We start from the raw sequence: 23,979 nt of genomic DNA, 5'->3' as shown, positions 1-23,979 counted from the left end.
TCTAAGCATATATTTTCTGGACTCATAATATGAATAATTCAATTTGAGCTCTAAAAAAGAGCTCTTTTCAATTTGAGTAGTGTCCAGGCCCAGCATTTCAACATGTTAAACTTGACGCATCTTGTAGTTGACGCTGCGAAGCTGAGATGGTTTCATCATGAGATTTCATTTTCGCAAGGTAAAACGCTCCGTGCTCTTCCAAATTAAATTGAGAGATTAATTGGTATTGCGGTTCTTCCAACATGCCTGGATACTTATTAATTTCCTTTTTAATTGTTTCTACGATTTTGATAAACAAACACTCATTTAATGTTGAACCCTCTTCTCCATTCATAAAGATCATGGCGAGTGCTTTTGAACCGCAATTTCCTTTTAAATAACCTTCTACTTCTGCTCTCCTGGAGGCTCCCCAAAGGCTTCCCCATATTTTCGATTCATATTTTCTTAATGAAGAATTGATCAAACTTCTAAATGATCTATCTGTTAAAGAATCGCTCCAATCATAAATAGTCTTATACAACATGGTGACATCTTCATCTTTATAAGGATGCGTAAACTGTTTGTCTTTCTTGTTTGCAAAACTTTTATCCTTACTCATAAATTCGACATTAGGAATAGGATATTCTTCCAATACAACAGGTGTAAGCCCCTCTACAAACTGAATGTGCAACGACTCATTTTTGGTTTCCAAGCTAACCGGTAAAACCTCTTCCATAACTTTTCCTGTACTCGTTATCTGCGCCTGGGAAGTTACCTCCTTAACCTGTAACTTAGGGCTGGAATCAACTGTACTGGATTTATCTATGGCCGTTTTATTCTTAATGAGTTTGTCCATTTCTTCTAAAAACTGCGTCACCTCAGTTAGTTGAAAATGGCGATTGTTATATTTTACATAATTTAGATATTTTTGTGCGATTTCTTTACAGCGCTCCGGGGAGTACTTTTCATCGCCCTCCACTCCTTTTATATACATCTGCCTCAGTGCCCTTGCTATTCTTGGTCCTCTCTGATGGCTTTCTCTAACAAATAGAGCAATTTCTTCAGGGTAATCTTTTTGGATTATTTCAATGGATTCTTTAGGCGAGAATATTGAATCAGGTATTTTAGAGGTCCAATGAGTGTTATTTTGATTATTTAATATCATTACTGGACTACCTGATTGAATAAAAGGACTACTGCCATTTCTATGAAGATGTAGCACAATTTCATTATCATAAAACGTATCAATAGTTCCTTTCTTATTACGTACCATGAGTTCACCCTGAATGGCTCGATGCAAGACAAAGAGTGTTTCTTCGGTGCCCCATACGGATTCATTTTGCAGATGATTTTTATATTGTTTAAGATGCTTATCATCATCGACTGAAAAAAACGTAACCGTTTCTTTTCTCAAGATATTATCTAAAAGATGTGCTTTTTGAGATTGAAGAGTACCTTCAGTTGGCCATTTACCTTTTGACTTGAGTTGTTGCTCTTTAATTGCCCACTCACGATTAAAATCCTCTCTGACTTGAAGAAATCTTGTTTTGGCGAATTCTTCCATCGCAGTGTTCATACCACTTACTCGATATATTTCTGCTTCAGTAAAATCGGTATGAGTAAACTCATGGTTGATAAGCTCTGACAACTCCGAATATTTAGTCTTAAACTGCAGCTTGAAATAATACTCTAAACCGTATTTAGACGCAGTAAATAAGGGCGTATCCTGAGGAGACGCTTTGAACTCATCCTTTGTATGTTCTGCTGCCAAATCTCTTGTTGCTCTTCCCAAGAGAGGTTCAATAATAGTTTTGATCTCATCAGAGGTAAATTCTTGATTTGGCTCCTTAGATAACAGGGTTCGCAAACTGACTTTATCATCCTCTTTAAGCTTTAACTTATTAAAGATATCTTCTGTCAGTTGAGGAGTATTTTTCGTTCGTAAAAAATACATTAAAGAAATGCTATATGCATAATACATGCAATTGCCTTCACCACTATTGTCTACATGAAACATAATAAGCTCCTTTTTTAATAAACCTCAATTCCTTAGAGATTCTTCGTGTGTCAATAGTTTTACTTACTTCTCTTTTTTAAAAAATTTTTATTGCTCTCTAATTTAACTATTAATTCAACAAGCTCAATAAATCATTGAGTTAGCTTTAGTATCAGAAGACAGTTTTTGCGGGGATGGAACAAAAGTATTGCATTATTGTAGTCCTTTAGTATTTATATGGCAATGATACCATCACTACTTTCATATCAGTATCCAATCAATAAGTATTATTTGCGAGCGAAGATGAAAGGGTAATTGATTAACTTAAATTTTACTTTTTCTGCAACGAGAGAAAAAGTACTATCTTGTTACACCTGAATTTAACAGAGCCATAAATTCATAAGAACTTACCTGGCGTGAGAAATAAGATCCCTGTCCATACAGACAACTATATTGCTTCAGACGAATCCTGTTATTGATAAAACACAATAAGTGAGGCAATGAAAATACTGCAAATAGAAATGCCTAATCCTATATGCGTATACTTGTTCACTTATTCTTTGAAAACAATTGAGCTTTTTGATAGTTTGTGATTTATATCCATGTAAGTAAATGGGTCATTTATCTCCATATACTAATTTTAGTACTTATTTCCAATTTTTAATCGAGGCTGTAATAGCAAGCGTAATCCAAGTAATCTTAAATTACGCTCGACTTCTTCTTAGAATAGAGCTCTTGCATAACCTGTAGATTTTGCTTTAATACAAGGCACAAAGGGTTCGCGGAGCGGAGTTTACATGGAGTAAATGAGCGCCGGAGAGCCATTTGTAACGCAGCAATAAAGTAGAAGATGCAGGTTATGCAAGAGCTCTAATGTGTCAAACTTCTATAGCTTCAGGCCAGACACTACACTGAACTTCTCCAATATGTTTTTTTTGCAACATAAGCATCACTAAACGAGATTGACCAATACCACCGCCAATTGTTTGAGGTAATGTACCGGATATCAATTTCTGGTGCCAATCAAAATCTAAACGATGCTGACAACCTGTTAATGCCAATTGATATTTTAATATGGCTTCGTCGACTCTAATACCCATAGAGGAAATTTCAAAAACATCTGCAATTATCGGGTTCCAAACTAAAATATCACCGTTTAAGCCGGTTAATCCTACTTCATTCACGGAACTCCAATCATCATAATCTGGGGCACGTAAATCATGAGGTCTTCCATCGGATAACGTACCTCCAATCCCGATTAAAAAAACAGCTCCATATTTTTTAGTGATAGCTCGCTCTCGTTCTTTAGGCGATAGATGAGGATATAAAGCGCGTAATTCTTCGCTATAAATAAAATGAATATATTGAGGAAGAAATGGGGTCAAACCATAAAAATCACTGGCCACATGTTCTGTTTTTTTTATTGCTTCATAGAGTTCAATGACTGTTTTTTTTAAATAGCTTAAACAACGATCTTTATAGTCTATGACACGCTCCCAATCCCATTGATCCACAAAAACTGAATGGGTTGCACTTAATACCTCTTCGTCGGGTCTTAAAGCGCTCATATGAGTATAAATGCCTTCTCCTGCTTGAAAAGCAAACTCTCCAAGTAATTTTCTTTTCCATTTAGCCAAAGAATGAACAACCTCAAAAGAATGATCGGGCATGGCTTTAACCTTCACAGAAACTGCTTGTTCTGTGCCAGATAAGTTATCCTGTACACCATCCCCAACACGAGCCAATAATGGTCCTTGCACTTCAATAAGACCTAATTTTTGTTCCAATTCACGGGAAAAAAAACTTTTAACAAAGCTTATTTGTTTTTGCTTTTCAATAAATGCCTGTTTCATCACATTACCTCAAAAATAAATGAACTTAACATTATATTGAATTTCAACATAAATTTTATTATAAATTTAAAATAAACATAGATAAGATAAACAATATATATTAAAATAGATTAATATTTAAATAAATTTTAAAAAATCACCATGAAAGACCCAGAAAATTATCCAATCGATAATCTTGACCGAAAAATACTGAACGCATTAATAAAAAATGCACGTACTGCTTATGCAGAACTTGCTAAAGCGTGCGCTGTAAGTCCTGCTACGATTCATGTACGTGTAGAAAAAATGCGGCAAGCAGGTATTATTGAGGGGGTACATGTACATATTAACCCCAAACGATTAGGATATGATGTCTGTTGTTTCATTGGCATTACTTTGAATCATGCGAAAGATTATCAAGCCGTCTTAAAGAAACTGGAAGATTTAGAAGAGGTCATCGAGGCTTATTACACTATTGGTCATCATTTTAATATTTTTATCAAAGTAATGTGCCAATCCATAGACACTTTACAGCAGTTATTAGTTAATAAAATTCAGCTTATTGATGAAATTCAATCAACAGAGACACTGATTTCACTGCAAAATCCGATCATACGCTCAGTTGTTCCTTAAGCTAAATTTATTTTCTATGCAAAAACTATCTCTAACATGGGTAATGAGCAATGAATCAATTTAAATTTCTTAAAACAATTCATTTTGAATATCAACTAAAACTATACGAATTACTGACCACATTCATCGAAAAAGAGATAGCTCATTTCGAATCAAAGAAAAATATCAATGAACTCACAATAGATGAAATGCATACTCTGGAGTTTTATAACCTAAGCTTGGAAACTCTAGTTGAATCTACCTTCCTGCAAATTTATGCCAAACTAGAAGAAGCCTTGTATTATGAATGTGAAACCCTGTTAATTAAAAAAAATGCAAGTATATTACGATTTGAACCTGCTCTGAACCAACAAGGATATACTATTGATAGCAAGCATTGGAAAATGTTAGTCAATATTTCTAAAATTCGTAATTGCCTCATACATGGAAATGGAAGATTAGATTCAGATCAATATGGAGTGGATACAAAAGAAACCATTCACTACCTTAACTCGGATGCAAATATCCCTCTAATTGAAATAATTCATTTAAGAGATCATAAAGAAGGAATTTCTAAAATTAAACTCAATAAGCCATTTCTTCACTATTGCTTTATTGAAATAAAAAGCTTTATCCATTCTCAAAAATAGAGGTTTTATATTATTAGACATCTCAAGTATCGCAATGAACCTCTATCCAAACTCAATAAATTTGATAAATTAAAATTCAATTTGATCAAATAATAATCCAGTACTACAATAAAGTTGCACTTCAACGACAGGAGGTCATTATGAATCAAACATTTAGGTTCGTGGGAATTGCTGCAACTATATTGGGTCTAGGTAGCTGTACCACAACAGCTGTGAACTCACCCGGATACCGTGCCAATTATGTCTATTCTTCTGGTTACACTCCTCCAGGATATACGACTAATTATTATAGGGTAGGTAGTTATAGTCAACCTAACTATCAAACGAAATATAGAAAAAGTCAGATAAATTATCAAAATGGCCAACCTAACCACCAAAAAAAATATAGAAAAAGCCAGATAAATTATCAAAATGGCCAACCTAACTACCAAACGAAATATAGGAAAAGCCAGATAAACTATCAAAATGATCAGGCAGGTTATCAATAAGATGATGATCTAAATTTACTAATAAGAAATTAACCCCATATACGTCATTCCTAAATATGGGGTTAGGGTGTTCTGTTTTTAAATATTATCAGATTAGATTAATTTTTACATCGTTAAGACTGTCATTAACAGAAGCTATTTTTGGTTTTTCTGAAGTTTTAGAGGCATAGATACTTCGAGACAGTAATGGCGATTTTATTGGTTTAACTGATGATGGCAACTTAAATGCTGCTTCTTTATCAAGCATGATTGTAACATTTTTATGCGCATATAAAGCTGTTGCCGGAATATCTTGGTTCGGTGAAGAAGCCAGATTAACAGCCGCAATAATATCTGCCTTTGTTGTACCTGACGCGAGCAAATAACACGCCTTACTGTGTTGTAAAATCGTTCCAATTCCCATTGTTATTGCATGGGTTGGCACTTCATCTTTTGAATTAAAAAATCGTTTATTCGCCTCGCGAGTCTTATCATCTAACTTTATTAATCGTGTTTTAGAATCAAATGAGGATCCTGGTTCATTAAAGCCAATATGACCATTCACGCCCAAACCTAAAATTTGAATGTCTATTCCACCAACTTCATGAATCTTGTCTTCATATTCTTTCGCATGCTGTTCAATTGACTGAAGTGGAACAGTTCCATCAAGCATATGAATATTCTCTTTTTTGATATTAACATGATCAAAAAAATGATGATGCATGTAGTGATTATAAGATTGATCATGTGTTGCTTCTAAACCTAAATACTCATCTAAATTAAATGTGATAACTAATGAAAAATCTAAGTTTTCCTCTTTATGCAAACGAACTAATTCTTTATATAAAGGTTCAGGAGTACTCCCTGTTGCCAGTCCCAAAACGGTAGGCTTTTTTTCCTTATTATTTTCCATTATTTTCATTTGAATAGCTCGAGCAGCTTTACCTGCCATACCTTCAGATGTTTCCCTAACAATAATGCGGCTAAACATAAATATTTTCTCCGAGAATTCGAGGTGTTATATACGATATAAAAAAAAGTTCAGAATAAAGAAGATCAATATTAATTAAAAAGATAATATGAAGCACTCCATTCATCTCATTCCCATATTTTGTTACAATTACAATGGTGCAGGATGCCAATGAAATCATAAAAAATTTGATTTATCTACGAGCGATTTTAGCCAATTTAACAGCGAAACTCTAGGGCATTTCCTGAGGGGGTCCCGTTCTAAATATGTATTTAGAGCTCAGACCGGAAATAGATTAAGCTCCCAGAAATTGTTATGTGGAGCTCATCCCTACGAGGGTTTTAAATGCTAATTAAAAATATGTATGTCTATAACGATGCCGGGATTAAAGAATTAAAGCACGTGCAAGTTACCAAAACAGGGACAAGGATAATTTTCAATATTGATGACGATTTATCCTCTTTTCATGAGGATAAAATTATTGATTCTAAAGGCAGCTATTTCTTCATGCCAGGAATGTTAGATTCTCATGTTCATGGTCAAGGTGGTATTGATTTCGCTGATTTAGGCAATGAAATGAGTGATGAGGGATTGGAGCATATTGTCAAAGCACTAGGAAAAACAGGACTTTCTTATGCGTTAGCAACTTTAGTATCTATGCCTATCCCAGCCTTAAAAAAATCACTAACAAAAATTAATGATTTTATGCGGAAACAAGAACAGAATCCAACTCCAGGCTGCACTCAGATCCTTGGTGTGCATTTAGAAGGTCCTTTTATCTCAAAGAGTTGTAAAGGCGCTCATGCTGAAGAGGTACTGCAAGATAATATTTGTATGGAAAAATTTAGGGATATTATTGATGCAGCACCTCATATAAAACACTGGAAAATAACAATTGCGCCTGACTTACTGGGTGCAGAAGATTTTATTAAACAGATAGAATCACTTGAACAAGAAGGTATTTTTGTAAAAATATTTATTGGCCACTGCAATCCAGATGATAAGGAAATCATTAGCCGCGCTATTGCAGCAGGCGCTTGTGGATTTACCCACCTAGGCAATGGTTGTCAAGAATCGTGTAGCAGAGAAACACGACCTCTTACTTTAAGTGACGCAAAAAGCCATTTGGTACAATGGATACTCGAAAATCCTGAGCATTGTCCTCCTGGTGTGGAACTCATTACTGATGGTGTACATTTATCCCCCACATTTATTTCGCTCATACAGAATGCAGTTAAAAATAAAATTATTCTTGTAACCGATGCTTTAGGTCCCACGGGTTGTCAAGATGGGGTCTATAAATTAGGGGGTTTGGATATTCGTAAAGAGCAGAATAGTTTCTATTTGGCAGATAATAAAGGTAATTTTCTGATGAAAGAAAGCAAACTCCCATCTGGAGAAAAATGCTCTGTAAAAACACTTGCAGGCAGTGCAGCCCCATTATCTTTTTGCGCGCAAAAATATTTTGAATCGATGCTTGATGAACCCCTAGAAAGCCGTATGGATTTTATGTATGCAGCACTTATCACTAATCCCAGAATGACCTCCTTATCTAAGGAAACGAGCCAAAATTTACCTGATAATAAAAATTTCTCTATTTTTAATAATAGCGGACAACTTATTTTGAGTTCATGTCATGGTAAAGTAATTGAGCATCAGCAATTACAATGGCAGATGTCAGGTATGCTCAATTATGGATTTTTATCGAGACCCTCTACTGTTGAAAACAACAATTGCCCCGAACGAGAAAGAAGTTACACCTATTAGTTAGAATCCTAGATTCAAAAAAGACTGTTCGTTTTTACTCACTAGAATAATCAGGCTAACCCAAGAAACACCTTGGGTTAGACTCATTCCATACTAGGTCTGTAAAAGACCACTTTCAGAACCACCTACACTAAAGGTAGCTGCTTGGACAGCACCGGGAATAGAAGAAATACTTGGCAAAAAGAGTGTCCAGGTCATTCCGTTATTCAAACTTTGATAGGTTAAAGGTAATATATTGCCCATTGAATTATTATAATACCCTACTGCAGAACATATATTATTTTTACATGAAACCCCAGTTAGTTCGGCATCCTGGAAGCCTGCGGGAATCCCGCTTGTAGGAGGAAGTACAGCTTCTGACCAAGTCACACCATTATCTGCACTGAAATAACTCACAGGTAATCGTTGCCCAGTACCGTCGGCAGTTTCTCTAGTGTAATACCCTACTGCAGAACAACGAGTCCCTGCACAACTTACGCTATTTAGAAACGCTCCTCTGTTTCCAGGGGGCAAGGCATTTGTCGAAAGAAACCTTACTAAAGACCAAGTAAGTCCGCCATTTGCACTGGTATAACTTATAGGTAATGTTGAGGAACCAGACTGATCTGCTGGATTAGGGGACTCACCTACAGCGCTGCAATTCGTTCCAACACAGCTTACACTCATCAACTTGGCACCACCTACATATCCAGCTGGGAAATTAAAAGTACTTGGTCTGATTGCTTCGGACCATGTAACACCATTATTCGCACTATAATAACTCACAGGTTGTCGACCTGTAACATCATTATAAAAACCAACCGCAGAACAATTCGTTCCTACGCAACTAATTGAGCCAAGTCTCGCACCCTGATTTCCTGGTGGAAGAGCTGTAGTTGAAAGAAAAGTAGGCTGAGACCAAGTGACTCCATTATTAGAACTCCAATAACTCAGTGGAAAACGATTCCCAGTAACACTGTCTTCCCATGTTCCTCCACTCACACAATTGCTGCCTACACAACTCACAGTAACAATTCGAATATCATTACTTGTGGCAAGAGGGCCTGTTCGTAGAAAGAAGTTAGGCACAGACCAGCTTGCTCCTCTATTTGAGCTTGAATAGGAAAACGGTACAATGGTCTCTTGTTCTGTGAGAGCAAAACCAACGGCAGTACAGAGATTTCCATTACACGCAACTCCAATAAGTGTTACTTGATTACCGGAAAAACCAACAGGTGGTGGTAATACTGGAGTGGGCCAGGTGGCACCATTATTACTACTTGTATAAACGAGTGGAAATCCTCTACTAAGAGTTGCATAGCCTCCCACTGCAACAGAAATTTGAGTTTCAGGTGGAGGTGGAACATTTGTTACATTTACATTTAACGAATTAGCTTGTGTTGGACCGGCGCAGGTTTTACCTCCGGGAAAACATGCAAATAAATGATGATGTGGATCAGGATCATCACGCCTAACCTCTCCGGTTATTTTCAATTTTAAGGTACAGCTTTGATTAATAGAGCCATATGGTCCTAAATTAAAAAAGAGGGGGCAAACAGTCGGGTCTGTTGGCTCAAGTACTTGAATTACATTGGGAGGAAACCACTTAATAAAGTTATTATCACGCATTGATAAGGTGTTGTTCGTCACGGTATAAGCAGCATTCACACTTCCTCCCTGATGAACGATGGTAGGCAAGGTACCTTGAGGAGTAATATTGAAAGGCAAAGCAAAACTGGTCATTGAAGCGACAACCCCCAAAAAACCAACCGCACACAAATGATATTTATCGTTCATTGTTCATCCTTTGATAGTCTAATACAATGCTTAAAAAATAAGCTGCTCGAAAAGCACATCTTTTAATTCAAATACAGATGCCCAAAGCCCAAGACACTATCATTGAGTAAGAAGAATGAATTAAATCATTTGAAATGATAATTTAGATCACACTCAAAACGCCAATCATGTCCCTAAAGTCTAAGCATCTGAAGTAATTTCGTACTTTTTGGAGACTCCATAAAACCAAGCTAAGTTTTATATCTCCTTTAAATCACAAAAGTGATTTGTCCTAATACTTCATTAGTATATAAATGAGATTGTGATAAATTATTAAATGTTGGAACTCCGTCGATTGAAGCATTTCCAAGCTCCACTTTACCAAAGTCAGAAAATCGATAGCCTACACCTACACGAACATGATTTGTCACCTCATAATCTACACCCGCCCCTACTCTGTAGGAAAAAGAGGTACGCGTCTCATTGTTAAATTGATTACTAAAGGTACTAAATTGCGGTACAATATTGACAGTGTAATTTGTTGCGGCATTCGAGCTAACCCCGATCCCTCCTGAAATGTATGGATGGAAAATCAGCGATTGATACATCAAGTTATATAACAGTTTGTTTTCAAATAATACTTGGTGTACCTGTATATCATAGTTATATGAAAATGAATCCAGTGTTAATACATCCGTTGCACCTTGTGTCACAACACCTTGAGGATGAAACTCCATGGGTTGATAATAACTAAATCCTGTTTGTAAAAACCAACTCGGGTTTAATAGAATTTCTACTCCAAGAGAAACACCGTATATAAATTTAGATTGATCCGTATTGCCAGCATCATAACTAAAAAACTCGTCTTGAATGGGATCGACAACAGGAATAAATTGCGACCTACCTGCATCGTCAGTAAATGCAGCACCTAATGATACCGTTGCAAAGGGACGCCAACTCATTGAAAACCAATCTACTTTCTTTTCAATTTGATCTTTCCAGACAGCGTGTTTTTTTACTACTGATGTAGCTGCACTGCTTGGTTGAACACTAATTAAAGTTAATCCCAAAATAGCTAATGCAAATCCATATTTACTCTTTAACAATTTCTTCATCCTTAAAAAAATAACCACATGAAAAAAGTGCTTTTAAGCAAAACTTCTTCTGATAAAAGCAATGGCGAATTAATTTAACAAAAATTTCTAAAGAATTATAGATTTATTTATTAAATATTAAATAAATCTTTTATTAATGACAAAGTAAAGTGAATAAGTAGTGGACTGTATTTTATAAAATTTGGAATATAAGGATCGAATATTAATTCACAACCCTATTTAGACTGTTGGTTTTAAATATACCAAGCATAGAATGCCAGCAGTCAGTGCTGTGATGCAGCATAAAATAATGGGGGTAATGAGTGACAAAACAATCAGAAAACCGCCAACAAAACAAATAATAGCATCACCTAAAGTGCGCAAGCTTAATTGTACACCCATGACTTCGCCCTGAATTGCGGTATGAGACATGTTTGAGATGTGAATCGTCATAGTTGTTGTAACAGTAGTGATACTAAATCCAATAAACGTGAAAAATAAAAATAGGGTTGAGGGATATTGAACAGCAACCATCGCTGCAAAAATCAGAGCAGTGATTATCATAGCCAAGATTATCATTTTATGAATAGGCATATGCTTTAAAAGATGATGCGGAAGCCATGCGGCACCTAAAGCAAGAGCAGCTGACAGTGCAGCATTATAAATCGCGATCATACCTGGAGACATCAACCATTTTCCGGCAAGATAAACCGGGCCAAATTCGTAAAACATATCTACTGCGAAGGTAAACAGCGTGCTGATGATGAGCAAATGGATTAGATGAGGATGATTTTGAAATAAGAGCTTGAATTGTCGGATAATATTGATTTGGCCCAATATGGATTTTCTTTCTGGTTTAGATAGAGTTTTATGTTCTGGTAATTTCCACCAGGCAAGGCACAGTGTAGTGATTGAAGCAAATGCTGCAAAAGCAAAAGGGAACGTCCATGAAAACCAGGGAACAATATTTGGATTTGACAATAAACCACCAATGATTGGTCCAATGATATAACCAATGCCAGCCATGCTATTAATTCTTCCAAAGCTTACAAACTTGTTAATGGTAGTTAATTCTGATGCTAATGCCCTGGCAACAGCAAAAGTTCCTTCCATGAATCCTGTTAAAAAGCGGCTGAATAATAAAAGCCAAAAACTGTTGTTCCAAAATGCTATAACAGTCAACAAATATCCTAGAATGCTTCCTACTAAACTGATAACCAATATTTTTTTGCGACCATACAAATCAGAATTTTTCCCTAGAATAGGAGAACCAATAAATTGCCCTAAAGGAAAAATTGCAAGGGTTAACCCCAGCAAAATACGTCTGTTTGTTTCACTCCATTCTGGGGAAATAATTAACTGATCAGTAGATTGTAAAAACAACGGTGGAAGAATGGGGTAAGCAATAGATGAACCAATAAAACTAATTAAGACAATGAGTAAAATAATCCAGAGCTGTTTCTTTTCTTGAGTTGTTTGTGTGTACCTATTCATTCTTGGCCCTTAAGATCATGAAACGGAGCCGACTTAAGAGAACGATTTTACCCAAAAAACACACATCATGTCAAATTTTTCATCAAAAACCATCTTTTTCTCAATAAAGCGATATTTATTTTGTGCCACATGAGTTTTTAAGTTGGTTAACCTGACATTTTCTGCAATGAAGTCAGTATTCGATCAAAATTATCCATTCTCAACACACTCACTTTCAAGTGACGTTTTAAATTGCTCTACCCATGCATTATCCACATAATTTGGGAGCACTATATTTTCCGTTAATCTCACTGTTTCTGCAAAATGCTTATATAAATAAGGACGATAATAAACAAGGTTGGGAACCTCCATGCCAATTTCTTTAGCTTTTTCATCATTTACTCGCACTCGTAATATATCTTTAAAATGAGTGTTTGCCTCAAATTGCAACATCTCTTCATCAGACATCACCCCACCCTGGAAGAAAAGCGTTTTCTTGCTTGCTGCAGATAAACGCTCAAAATAATCTTTTTTCTTTCCTGCCAGATAGCGTTTGGCATTCACATGATAGCCAATGAGTAATGCAACTTTTGCAGAAAATCCTAGGTCATATGCTAATTTCGCACCGATCCATTCATGATGCACTACCCCTAAATCTGCCATCTTATTTTGCTTGGTATCCGAAGCAAAATGCCCTATATCATGAAATAAGCACGCAAGAATAACCTCCTGGCTATGGCCTGCTTGCTCGGCAAAATAAGCGCACTGTAACGCATGTTCTAATTGCGAAACAGACTCTCCAATGTAATCCATGTCTTTGGAGAAGCACAAACGCTGTAAAGCCCTGTCAATTTTTTGATCGATATGATTCACAGTCTTCATTGCATCATTTCACTAATAGGATTAGCGACATTATAAATAGCAGCGCCTGCTGAGTAATCTTTGTTGGGATCGCGGTCACAATCTGGAGGAAATTTTTCCCGTTTATCCTGGTAATAAGCTTCACGCTTCATCCCTCCTTCAGAAAATTTACTAAAGGTAATAAATATCGCTCGACGCGGTTTATTGCTACGGTTTGCCTCAGAATAATGGGGTAAATAAGAATCAAATAAAATGATGTCCCCTGTTTTACATTCAATTGGAGTCCACTGGAGAGTTTCTGAAACTTCCTTTTTAATCGAACCATCCGCTTCTTGAGGAAGAACTACAGGCTTATTAGCTCCTCCTTTAACTACTTGTAAGCAACCGTTTTCTAAAGTGCACTCATCGATTGCCACCATCATGGTTATGTGAAATCGTTGGTTAAAGCTAATAAAAGCGGGAGCGTCTTGATGCGGTTTAAAACCTCCTCCACCCGGAAATTTATAGTTAATTTTTTCTTTGAAAATAGCTGCCTGTTCTCCCATTAATGAGGAAACTAAATTTAAAGTACGTGAGCTATTAGCCACCTCATACATCCCTTTATGATAATCAATAAAATTTTCAACGCGACAAAGCTGGCGCTCGCCCTGAGCATTTTTTTCAAAATACTTCATCCACTTTCCTGGTGTTTCAGGCCAAGATGTTAATTCATCACACCAGGTTTGCAGATGTTGCTTCAGATCAATAAAGAGAAAATCTCGCAAAATTATAAATCCCTGTTTTTGCCAAAAACTTTTTTGCTCTTCACTCAATTGATAATCCATGATTTCCCCTTTTAAGACGTTGATAGCAATGTATTCTCAGAAATTGAATCCGAAAGAATAGTTAATTTATCTTCTTCCCGTTCTAACCATTTTGTTAACAACCAACCAAGCAAAAGAGTACTGGCAAGAATCGTTAAAGTCAGATAGATACCCAAGTGAGTCTGGAGAATAGGTAAGAATACCGTTCCAATAAACGCACCAAATTTTCCAGTCCCAGCTGCCAATCCATGTCCGGTAGCTTTAAATTCAGGATTATAAAGTTTTGCAGGCAGCAGATAAGTTGAAATTCCCGGGCCAAAATTTATAAAAAAATTGAACAAGATGAATCCGATAAAAATAATGCTGGTACTTGAGAACAGATAGCTTATGCTAAGGAATAATAATCCCACAAACGAAAATAGAAATCCTGTTTTCTGCAATTTAATCAATGATACGTGATTTACAAAAAAAATGACTGAAAAAGCACCTAGGGAAACAAAAATATTTACCACGAAAGTGCTTTTTAAAACCTCAGTTTGCGCACTCAGGAAATTTGCCTCACTTGAAAGATTAAATGCTTGTAAGACGTAAGGAGTGAATAGTCCTATTCCGTAATACGATATATCTAATAAAAACCAGCAAAGACAAAGACAAACAGTAACTCTTATCATTCTTGGCGAGAATATAAATTGATAATGAGTGAAAACAGCGCGTCTTGAGCGTGGTTTTAATCGATGATGAACTTGCCATAAAAAACTCTCCGGCAGCTTAGCTCTAAATAACAATCCTACAATTGCAGGAATTGCTCCTGAAGCAAACATCCATCGCCAAACGTCAAGTTGTGGGTGCAGTTTAAATAAAAGCCAGGCTACAATGACACCTACTGGTGAAGCAAGACAATTGATAAACATAGCGGTTGCGATAAATTGGGCACTTTTACGAGGAGGAATCATTTCAGCTAAATAGGCTGCACAGATAGGATAATCAGCACCCACGCCAAAACCGAGTAAAAATCGAAAAACACAAAGTGAGGTTATATTCCAGGCAAAAGCAGAACAAATAGCAATAAGCACAAAAAACACAAGATTTATAATGAGCATACTTTTCCTGCCCAACATATCTGCTATGCGTCCGACAATGATTGCACCAAATACCGCGCCAAGAGGAGCAGCAGCTTGAGTGAGGCCAATCATAAGCGAGGAGGGATGATATAAAGCATTAATAAAAGGCTCGGCTACAGAAGCAATATATAAATCATAACCATCAATGAACAAACCCAGTGCACAGACTATCCAGACATGAAGAGCAAGGGATTTATTATTATTTTCGTCCATGAAAATCTCTTATAATATAAAGGGTATTTGCCACTTTATTGCGACATTAAGCACATGATTTTTAACATAACCGCGATACAAAAACAAACAAGTTTTATCATCAATAACTCAAAAAACAATGACTGTTCTACCCATCTCTGAAGAACGAACTTACAAAAGATATCTATAATTAAAATAATGAGACTTAGACAAAAGCAAAGAAATAAATATTTTTTAACTCTGAAAAAGGAAAGATAAAATGTTAACTGCGGCTTTTATTTTTTTAGTGATAGCAATTGTTTCAGGATACATTGGATATAAAGGCACAGATCCCGCATTAACAAATAATGCAAAAATTATATTTTATATTTCTCTAATTATTTTTCTCATGTTACTACTTATTTATTTCTTTTCTCCATCCCCACCAGTTCAAAATGAAATAAAAAACCCCCTTTTATAGACATTTTATAGGTAACGATTAATTGAAAATTATTTTTTCTCTTGCCAAGAAAAGAAGGACATTTTTAGTTCGCTTCGGGTGGAGTTACCCAATCAGAAACCCTCTATTACATATAATTTGTTATCGATGTATTTTTTAAATAAAACTTAATGATCTTAAAAAAGAAAGCCCAATAGTTGAGTAACTATACAGCCATATTTAGAACTAAAGTCAAAAATTTTTGCTTTTCTTCATTAGGATGAAATTAATTCCATATTTAGAGCGACTGAATAAAATTTAATTTACTATAATTAAATTAGCACAATTAGATGAGAGAAATATCATGTATGCCAAATATGCGCTTCCTCCTGTTGTGTTATATGAAAGTCATGCCGATAGAGCAACAAGCGAATTTCTTATCAAACAACTGCCTCATTTAAAAAAAGCGGGCTACACCACGATTTGTGTCGATGGCATGGAGCCAGGAGCATCCCTGGAGCAAAATATTTCCATGTCGAAAATGCTTGTTGCCATGCAAGCAAAAAGACTGGAGCAAATGCCGAGTACTCATCCTCAATATGCACAAGAGGCTGAAAAATTAAGAAGCGTGGTTGCTAAGCTGGAGCTTTTCGAAGCAATGAGCGACCAAGGTTTCAAACTTGGCGGAATTGATTTACCGGTTTCTGAGCAGCTTAAAGAGAAAAGTCTGAATTCCGAAAGAAGAGAAAAAACACTTACTGATAATACCTTAAAAGAAGTCAGGAAAAATGATGGAGGGGTTGTGGTCCTTCTGGGATTTGGTCATTGTATATTCCAACAAATGATTAAACAATACGCTGAAAATCCAGATCAATTTCTCTGGTTCCATGTACACAATCCAGCTAATGAAACCTCAGCTCACAGAGAATTGGTTACGGCCTATGAAAAAAAGGTTATGGTGCTTACTTCCCTCTAGGAATTAATATTTTTCAAAGCTCCAATCCAAAGTTAGGTACCGCTTTATGGGATCAAATAAGTGCTCGTTGTTATAGTTACGAATCAGAGGAGCTTAACACATCGACCGCATCCATGTTGAAATCGCTAATTGGCCCAGAAGTTTCAGCCCGTTTGCGCAAAGACGGCCAACATCGTGTAGATGCACTTATACCTCTCGAAAAAGTTGAGCAAACACGCCGGGTAAAATCTTCAGATTTCTTGATGAGTCTAAATAAAACCTTAGGTAAGGTTACCTATGAAGTGACAAACGTCGAGAAAAATGATCAGGTGGTTATTCGTGGTATTAATGAGCCCGAAGTAGCGGAACAAATTAGTAAATTACCAACAAAAATGTGACATTAATTTCTTGAAACGTTAGCACTGATGACTTATCTGCTAACGTTTTCAATAAAGTAATTTGCTTCTGAAAATCAATGACAATTTCAAAACGTACCTGGCAGTGATTTTTACAATAAACTATTACAGCGATAGCTTTTTCTTTATAGTTAAAATGCTCCATATAAATTATGCTAAAAACGCAATTACCAATGGAGAGAAAAGATGAAAAAACAATTAGTGCACCAAATCGTTAAGGCCAAAATATCTAAAGGCATGATGCGCTGCAAATGCTGCCGCTATTCCTAAGGTTCTGTTAGCCATAGACTATTTGTGAGAATGACCATGAAAAAGCTACCCAATCTTAGCCTATTACTGGAATACAAAAACCCGTTAGTTATAGAGCGATTTAAGCAGAATTTTCCTGGTTTTTCTGATTCTGCAGAACAGCTGTTTACCGACATGCTCAAATATCTATGGCTCAGTGTAAAACACGAACATGATTTAAAAGCCAACCCTAATAATCCAGAACTGCAATTCATTCCTGTGATGCATGAAGAAATGAGACCTATCGATAATATGTGGCATGAATTTATTCTGATTACCTTAGATTACCATGAATTCTGTAATCACTACTTTGGTGAATATTTGCATCATGTTCCCAATATGCGTGAAAAACTGAAGTTTACTGAAGAAGATTTCACCAACCAATTAGAGTTGTTTTTGAATTACATTTACGAACAGTTAGATGAAGAAACCTTAATCCGCTGGTTTAGTGAACACCTAGAAGAAAACACTCTTTCAGATGTTGCTTAACCATCTAGTGCTGCAAGTTTTTGCACGAGTCACGGATTGTTTGCACCATAACCTGTAACGCTTTAACTTGCCTTTGTTCCGGTCGATACGCTAAATAAATTTCATCATGAAAAATGGGCGTATTCGGGACTTGGGAAAGCAGCGACTGATGATGAGTATGCACTACTGAACGCGGTAAAATACCCATGCCACAACCCGCTGCAGTCAAACTGGCAATTACATCCAGATTTGAGGTAGGCAATAAACGATATTCCTTGATGCCCATTACCTCCAAATCTTTAAGTAGCTTTTGTGTTTGCAATAAATCGACATCGCATAATAAGGTTAAAATTTTTTGTTCTTCCATGAAGTTTTTATCTTTAGGTTGCCAAAAGCCCACTTCATCATCGTAAAGCTTTTGCAGAATCAAATCTCTATGCCTCACCGGATTAACAATAATACCAATGTCAATGGAAAAATTAATAATTCCTTCTAGAATTTTGCGTGATAAATCATGTTTCAGGGTAATTCTTATTTGAGGGTATTGCTCAAGTAATTTGGGCATAAATAAAGGCAAAACATATTGAGCAACAGAAGGATGACAACCAAGAACAAAATCCCCTTGGATTTCATCAACACTCGCCAGACTTTCAGCACGAGCGGTTTCCCATAAATGAATCAATTGTTTGGCATGGGTATAAAATTGCGCTCCCGATTTAGTTAATTTCAACCCATTTTTTATGCGAATAAAGAGACTGGTACCAATTGCATTTTCAAGTCGTTTGACTGCACTACTTAAAGACGGTTGACTAATCCCCAGGCGTTCAGAAGCACGCGACAAATTCAACGTTTGACACACTTCAATAAAATAATACAAATCATTTGAGGAAGGCAGCATGATAACCATCTTAAGAAAGCAATAAGAGCGTGTCAAGGAAATGTTTCCATGTACATGAACACACTAAAATATATTTTGGGAAACAAGCATAGGCTGGTAGATGAAGCGAAACCCGAGTTTCAGACCTAGACCTATAAACCTGAACCTGTCACTTGAGCACATCTCTTCTACGCCCCACGGCTTGCCGCGGAACGTCGAAATAGAGCTGGACAGAGTTTTTAGCGATGTATAGAAGATTCAGAGACCTGCACTCAGGCTTGCTATTAAAAACCACCATAAAAAAACAAATTTACACCATTATGCATAAAAAAGTTACGACAATTCGGAATACTTTAATCAATTTGAAGTATAATTACTTATTTTTTGATAACAAGGACTCAATATGGTAAAAGTATTAGCATTCGACGTATCAGAGACATTACAAACTGGTTCAGAACATGATGACAATGGCCTAGGGCAACCAATGCGTATAGGGAGTGAAGTTATTCCAGGAGCATATTCGGTAATGGTTGGAGGACAAAAGACGGCAGAATTACTTCAGCGTGCTCAAAGAGAAGGCATTCCCATCGTTTTAGTGACAAATTATGGAGCGGATTTAGATAAAGAGGTAATTCAACGCACCCTGGATTTCTTTCAACGCTATGGAGTAAATATTCCACCTGAAAATTATATGGGTCCACAAAAAGGTACCGATGGCAGCAAAGTGCCAAGATTAGAAGAAATTAGCAAACGATTTAATGTAAACAAAGAAGCAATATATTTTTTTGATGATTCCTTTCATAATGTATCAGATGCAAGAGCACATGGGTTTAAGGCAATTCAAGTAAAATCTCCAGAAGATTTACAAAACGGCATTACCGAAGTGCTCGATGCACCCTCAGCAAGACAGAAAGCAGAAAAAAAACCCTCCATTCCAGGAAGCAAATCCAGTTTCTTTACTAATGAATGGGAAGAGTTTGATACGGAGTTTAAAGCTTATATTTCTGAAACAACACGTCCAGTACGTGTAAAGTTTTTTAACCATGTAACAACCAACGAATATTGGAGTATAATGGGAAAAAAAGAGAAACAAGTTATTCTCCAGGATTACCTCCATAAAAAATCAAGAATATATGATTCATTAGATATTGAATTTAGGTCTTATTTATCAGAAGAAACTCAAGATATTCGCCATAAAATGGCTCCTAAGCCAACCACTGAAGATTTTTAGAATGGATTAGATGAGAAAACTAAAGATCAATACTTTCAAAAATATGAGCAAGCAATTGGAGCCATGCTTTATAAATAAAAATCACAACTTATCAAATGCTTTCTGGAATATTCCAGAAAGCATTTTTATCTCATCTTAGACAAACAACTGTTTCGAGGCAGGATTCCTGTCGGTTTATTTACTAACGTACTCTCTAACATTTGTGATACAATTGCCCTGAAAATAAACACTTTGAAATGAAAACAATACCATTTTCCCCTTCACTAGTCCCAATAAATAAAGGAAGCCGCATGAGTTTTAAGTCGTTAGGTTTAATCGAACCCTTACTTCAAGCGATTAACGAATTAAGTTATAAAGAACCCTCTCCTATTCAAACTCAAGCCATTCCTCAGATATTATCAGGTCGAGACGTTCTGGCTTCGGCACAAACGGGAACAGGTAAAACAGCAAGTTTCGTATTACCTATTTTACAAAAACTCAGCTCCAAACCCCGAGCTCAAAGTAATAGAACGCGTACGCTCATTCTAACTCCAACACGTGAATTAGCCAGTCAAGTACATGAAAGCATCATTCAATACGGACGCTATCTATCGCTCCGCTCTGCGGTAGTTTTCGGCGGAGTAAAAATTAATCCTCAAATGATGAAATTACGTTCTGGGGTTGAGCTGCTAGTCGCTACACCGGGACGTTTATTGGATTTGCATCAGCAACGTGCCATACAATTCGATGAAGTTGATACGCTGGTTCTGGATGAAGCTGACAGAATGCTGGATATGGGCTTCATTCATGACATGAAACGAATTATTCAATGGTTACCAAAAAACCGGCAAAATCTTATGTTTTCAGCTACGTTTACTGATGAAATTCGTAATCTTGTAAAAACCATTCTAAACCAACCTGTAGAAATTGATGTTACCCCTCGAAATACAACCGTAGTTAAAATCAAACAAACAGTACATCCAGTTGATAAAAGCCGAAAAGCAGCTTTACTATGTCATTTAATTCATAAAAATAAATGGGGTCAGACTTTAGTGTTTTCAAAAACCAAACATGGCGCAAATAAATTAGTCAAACAATTGACTGAAGCTCAAATTCATGCTGCCGCTATCCATGGCAATAAATCACAATCCCAGCGAACTAAAGCTTTATCCGAATTTAAGTCTGGAGAGTTGCATATTTTAGTTGCTACAGACATTGCTGCTCGAGGAATTGATATTGATCAATTACCCTGTGTGGTCAATTTTGATTTACCGCAAGTGGCTGAAGATTACATCCATCGTATCGGGCGAACCGGACGCGCTGGTGCATCAGGATTAGCCATTTCCTTAGTAAGTGCTGACGAGTCAAATCAATTACACGCTATAGAAAAATTAATTCAACGCAAGTTAAACCGTATTGAAATCGAGGATTTTGAACCCATGCACAATGTCCCTCAGGTCATCGTTTCAAAGCCCCAAACACACTCCTTTAATATGAAAACAACTTCAACATACAATAAACCCAATAGAAAACCATTTACAAAAAGCTCAAGAAAAAAGAACTCTAAAACTTAGGGCTGAGTGAAGATCCATAGGACACGAAACTCGGGTTTCATTTGCTTCACCCTGGCTTGCGTTTACCGTCACAGATAGCAACTGCATTTGCACCATATGCTTCAAATCTAGATTAGTAAACCAAGATATTGCCATTATTAGCACAGATTCCTGAGGCTTTCTTGCCCTTGCTTTTTTGACACATGTCAGCAGAAATGCCCTTTTTTATATTTCTGCTATTCTTCTTTAAGATATAATAAATTTTCAAGGAATGATCAATTATGAAACTTTTACCCATTGCCGCTGTTCTATTGACAACTTCCTCACTTAGCTTTGCTGCATCTCTTTCTTCAATGAGTAAATCGGAAGTAACAGACGCCTTAAGTGATAAAACCGTCACAACAATATCAGCCGCTACACTCAACGATAAAGTGATTGCCAATAGTTTTACCGGCTACTTTGATAAAGAGGGTAAAATGATGGGAGGATTTGCGCAACAAACCGAGGGTGCCCCACAAAATGATAAAGGAACTTGGCTCGTAAAAGATGATGGGAGTGTTTGCATGACTTGGGAGCACTGGTTTAATGGAAAAGAAGAGTGTGTTTATTTTTATAAGCTTAATAACGGATTACTGGTTGTAGGAGCTGATCAAAATTTTGAGAGTGTCATCTTAAATTCTGAGATCAAATCAGGTAATCAAACCTCAACCAATTCTCAAAACCAGTAAATAAATTATATTCTCTGATTGTCGCTTTAGCAGCAATCAGAGAATCAATTTCAGCCATTGGCCATAAAATTTACCAACGTCTCCAGATCCAATTATTGTAACTGATACCATGCAGTAATTTTCTCCTTTTTTGCCTTAAACCGTATATAATCGGCAACTTCATTCACATAATAGTAAATGAAGCTCTTGTGCTATGCCGGAATACTGAGGGAAAACATCATTGTACTGAACGGGCTCATTATGAAATTTTTTAAACAGTTATATGTGCAGGTTATTGCGGGAATTATTATTGGTATCATTCTGGGTATTGTTGCTCCAACGATAGCTATTTCATTCAAACCCTTTGCAGATTTATTTATCAAACTAATAAAAATGATGATAACCCCCATCATTTTTTTAACACTTGTTTCCGGTATTGCTGCAATGAGTGACTTAAAAACGGTGGGAAAGATTGGAGGTATATCACTGATTTATTTTTTATTAACAACGATTTGTGCCCTAACTTTGGGGCTGGTTGTTGCGAATATATTCCATCCTGGTACCGGAATGAATATAGACCCGTCCGCTTTAAATATATCCGAAGCACGTTCATATCTTGGTAAAACAGAGCAAATAAACAATGTTTCGGATTTTGTTCTAAATATTATTCCGGAAACATTTTTTAGCGCATTTGTTCATGGGGAAATTCTGCAAGTGTTGTTTGTTGCGATCATATTTGCATTGGGTTTGATGTCTTATGGAAGCAAAGGAAAATTCATCTTAGAAGGCTTCGAGCATCTCACAAAAGTATTTTTTAATATAATTCATGCGATGATGCATTATGCTCCAATGGCAGCTTTTGCTGCGATGGCGTATACAGTAGGTCAATATGGCGCTCATTCTTTACTTGGATTGACTGAATTACTGATTTGTTTTTATTTAACTTGCATTGTATTTATCGTGATCCTGCTCGGCAGCATACTCTATTTTGCTTTAGGCTTAAATGTATTTAAAGTGATCCAGTATTTTAAAACTGAAATTTTTATTGTTTTTGCTACCTCATCCTCTGAAACAGTAATGCCTAATTTACTGGAAAAATTAATTGACTTAGGCTGTGATAAATCCGTGGTCGATTTGGTAATACCAACAGGTTATTCTTTTAACTTAGATGGGACTGCCATTTATCTTACCCTTGCAGCTTTATTTATTGCACAGGCAACCAACTCTGATTTAACGCTTCATCAGCAAATCTTTTTATTACTTATCATGATCATCAGTTCAAAAGGAGCTGCCGGTGTTACAGGCAGCGGTTTTATTATATTAGCCAGTTCTTTAGCAGCTATAGGCACAATTCCTGTTGCAGGAGTGGTCATAATTCTTGGAGTGGATCGTTTTATGTCCTCAGGGAGGTCCTTAACCAATATGATTGGCAATGCCATTGCTGTATTGATTATTTCAAAATGGCAAAAATCGATTAATATGAAGCGAGTTCACCAAAAACTTGTATAACGACAA

Annotated in this window: 22 protein-coding genes; 12 read left to right on the top strand and 10 right to left on the bottom strand. The window is 36.4% G+C overall.

The window, feature by feature from the left end:
- Positions 1–97: 97 nt before the first annotated feature.
- Positions 98–1,996, bottom strand: coding sequence for a hypothetical protein (locus Ltuc_RS15770; protein WP_058519735.1), 1,899 nt, complete (start codon positions 1,994–1,996; stop codon positions 98–100).
- 857 nt (positions 1,997–2,853) lie between these two features.
- Complete coding sequence (asnA, locus tag Ltuc_RS02250; RefSeq protein ID WP_058519734.1) at positions 2,854–3,828, bottom strand: aspartate--ammonia ligase; 975 nt, start codon at positions 3,826–3,828, stop codon at positions 2,854–2,856.
- A gap of 141 nt (positions 3,829–3,969) precedes the next feature.
- Between asnA and asnC the strand changes: the two genes are divergently transcribed.
- The 3 genes from asnC (at position 3,970) to Ltuc_RS02235 (ending at position 5,557) form a co-directional block, all read left to right on the top strand.
- Positions 3,970–4,440, top strand: a complete 471-nt coding sequence (gene asnC / locus Ltuc_RS02245) for a transcriptional regulator AsnC (RefSeq protein ID WP_058519733.1) — start codon at positions 3,970–3,972, stop codon at positions 4,438–4,440.
- A 50-nt stretch (positions 4,441–4,490) separates the two neighbouring features.
- Positions 4,491–5,069 carry a hypothetical protein gene (locus Ltuc_RS02240; RefSeq protein ID WP_058519732.1) on the top strand — a complete coding sequence of 193 codons (579 nt, stop codon included), beginning with the start codon at positions 4,491–4,493 and terminating at the stop codon, positions 5,067–5,069.
- A gap of 140 nt (positions 5,070–5,209) precedes the next feature.
- Positions 5,210–5,557, top strand: coding sequence for a hypothetical protein (locus Ltuc_RS02235; RefSeq protein WP_058519731.1), 348 nt, complete (start codon positions 5,210–5,212; stop codon positions 5,555–5,557).
- 88 nt (positions 5,558–5,645) lie between these two features.
- Here the strand turns inward: Ltuc_RS02235 and nagB are convergent, their stop codons facing one another.
- Positions 5,646–6,527, bottom strand: coding sequence for a glucosamine-6-phosphate deaminase (nagB, locus tag Ltuc_RS02230; protein WP_058519730.1), 882 nt, complete (start codon positions 6,525–6,527; stop codon positions 5,646–5,648).
- 324 nt (positions 6,528–6,851) lie between these two features.
- Between nagB and Ltuc_RS02225 the strand changes: the two genes are divergently transcribed.
- Complete coding sequence (locus Ltuc_RS02225; protein ID WP_058519729.1) at positions 6,852–8,273, top strand: hypothetical protein; 1,422 nt, start codon at positions 6,852–6,854, stop codon at positions 8,271–8,273.
- Positions 8,274–8,366: 93 nt separating this feature from the next.
- Here Ltuc_RS02225 and Ltuc_RS02220 read toward each other — a convergent pair whose 3' ends face one another.
- The 6 genes from Ltuc_RS02220 to Ltuc_RS02195 all read right to left on the bottom strand — a co-directional run bounded on the left by Ltuc_RS02220 (position 8,367) and on the right by Ltuc_RS02195 (position 15,593).
- Complete coding sequence (locus tag Ltuc_RS02220) at positions 8,367–10,049, bottom strand: sialidase family protein (RefSeq protein ID WP_058519728.1); 1,683 nt, start codon at positions 10,047–10,049, stop codon at positions 8,367–8,369.
- A gap of 248 nt (positions 10,050–10,297) precedes the next feature.
- On the bottom strand, positions 10,298–11,143 hold the full coding sequence (locus Ltuc_RS02215; protein WP_083498027.1) for an outer membrane beta-barrel protein: 846 nt from the start codon (positions 11,141–11,143) through the stop codon (positions 10,298–10,300).
- Positions 11,144–11,362: 219 nt separating this feature from the next.
- Positions 11,363–12,616, bottom strand: coding sequence for an MFS transporter (locus Ltuc_RS02210; protein WP_058519726.1), 1,254 nt, complete (start codon positions 12,614–12,616; stop codon positions 11,363–11,365).
- Positions 12,617–12,805: 189 nt separating this feature from the next.
- Positions 12,806–13,477 carry an HD domain-containing protein gene (locus tag Ltuc_RS02205; RefSeq protein ID WP_058519725.1) on the bottom strand — a complete coding sequence of 224 codons (672 nt, stop codon included), beginning with the start codon at positions 13,475–13,477 and terminating at the stop codon, positions 12,806–12,808.
- Complete coding sequence (locus Ltuc_RS02200) at positions 13,474–14,280, bottom strand: phytanoyl-CoA dioxygenase family protein (RefSeq protein WP_058519724.1); 807 nt, start codon at positions 14,278–14,280, stop codon at positions 13,474–13,476. The genes Ltuc_RS02205 and Ltuc_RS02200 overlap by 4 nt, the downstream gene beginning before the upstream one ends.
- An 11-nt stretch (positions 14,281–14,291) precedes the next feature.
- Positions 14,292–15,593, bottom strand: coding sequence for an MFS transporter (locus tag Ltuc_RS02195; RefSeq protein ID WP_058519723.1), 1,302 nt, complete (start codon positions 15,591–15,593; stop codon positions 14,292–14,294).
- 238 nt (positions 15,594–15,831) lie between these two features.
- On the opposite strand from Ltuc_RS02195, the gene Ltuc_RS02190 reads away from it, so the two are divergent.
- The 4 genes from Ltuc_RS02190 (at position 15,832) to Ltuc_RS02175 (ending at position 18,138) form a co-directional block, all read left to right on the top strand.
- Positions 15,832–16,032 carry a DUF1328 family protein gene (locus Ltuc_RS02190; protein WP_058519722.1) on the top strand — a complete coding sequence of 67 codons (201 nt, stop codon included), beginning with the start codon at positions 15,832–15,834 and terminating at the stop codon, positions 16,030–16,032.
- 322 nt (positions 16,033–16,354) lie between these two features.
- Positions 16,355–16,966 carry a TraB/GumN family protein gene (locus tag Ltuc_RS15765; RefSeq protein ID WP_274519401.1) on the top strand — a complete coding sequence of 204 codons (612 nt, stop codon included), beginning with the start codon at positions 16,355–16,357 and terminating at the stop codon, positions 16,964–16,966.
- 113 nt (positions 16,967–17,079) lie between these two features.
- The gene (locus Ltuc_RS15760; protein ID WP_274519400.1) at positions 17,080–17,343 is read left to right on the top strand and encodes a hypothetical protein; all 264 of its coding nucleotides are present in this window, start codon (positions 17,080–17,082) and stop codon (positions 17,341–17,343) included.
- A gap of 324 nt (positions 17,344–17,667) precedes the next feature.
- On the top strand, positions 17,668–18,138 hold the full coding sequence (locus tag Ltuc_RS02175; protein ID WP_058519720.1) for a glycine-rich domain-containing protein: 471 nt from the start codon (positions 17,668–17,670) through the stop codon (positions 18,136–18,138).
- A gap of 4 nt (positions 18,139–18,142) precedes the next feature.
- Here the strand turns inward: Ltuc_RS02175 and Ltuc_RS02170 are convergent, their stop codons facing one another.
- The gene (locus Ltuc_RS02170; RefSeq protein ID WP_058519719.1) at positions 18,143–19,015 is read right to left on the bottom strand and encodes a LysR family transcriptional regulator; all 873 of its coding nucleotides are present in this window, start codon (positions 19,013–19,015) and stop codon (positions 18,143–18,145) included.
- Positions 19,016–19,397: 382 nt separating this feature from the next.
- On the opposite strand from Ltuc_RS02170, the gene Ltuc_RS02165 reads away from it, so the two are divergent.
- The 4 genes from Ltuc_RS02165 to dctA all read left to right on the top strand — a co-directional run bounded on the left by Ltuc_RS02165 (position 19,398) and on the right by dctA (position 23,973).
- Positions 19,398–20,225 carry an HAD family hydrolase gene (locus tag Ltuc_RS02165; RefSeq protein ID WP_058519718.1) on the top strand — a complete coding sequence of 276 codons (828 nt, stop codon included), beginning with the start codon at positions 19,398–19,400 and terminating at the stop codon, positions 20,223–20,225.
- A 290-nt stretch (positions 20,226–20,515) separates the two neighbouring features.
- Positions 20,516–21,778 carry a DEAD/DEAH box helicase gene (locus tag Ltuc_RS02160; protein WP_058519717.1) on the top strand — a complete coding sequence of 421 codons (1,263 nt, stop codon included), beginning with the start codon at positions 20,516–20,518 and terminating at the stop codon, positions 21,776–21,778.
- A 260-nt stretch (positions 21,779–22,038) separates the two neighbouring features.
- Entirely contained in the window at positions 22,039–22,485 is a 447-nt protein-coding gene (locus Ltuc_RS02155; RefSeq protein ID WP_058519716.1) for a hypothetical protein, read from the top strand.
- A 240-nt stretch (positions 22,486–22,725) separates the two neighbouring features.
- Entirely contained in the window at positions 22,726–23,973 is a 1,248-nt protein-coding gene (gene dctA, locus Ltuc_RS02150) for a C4-dicarboxylate transporter DctA (RefSeq protein ID WP_058519715.1), read from the top strand.
- The last annotated feature ends 6 nt before the right edge of the window (positions 23,974–23,979 follow it).

Source organism: Legionella tucsonensis, from assembly GCF_001468035.1.
GTDB classification, from domain to species: Bacteria; Pseudomonadota; Gammaproteobacteria; order Legionellales; family Legionellaceae; genus Legionella; species Legionella tucsonensis.
The sequence above is the reverse complement of the archived record's forward strand: the minus strand, read 5'-3'. Positions and strand labels throughout refer to the sequence as shown.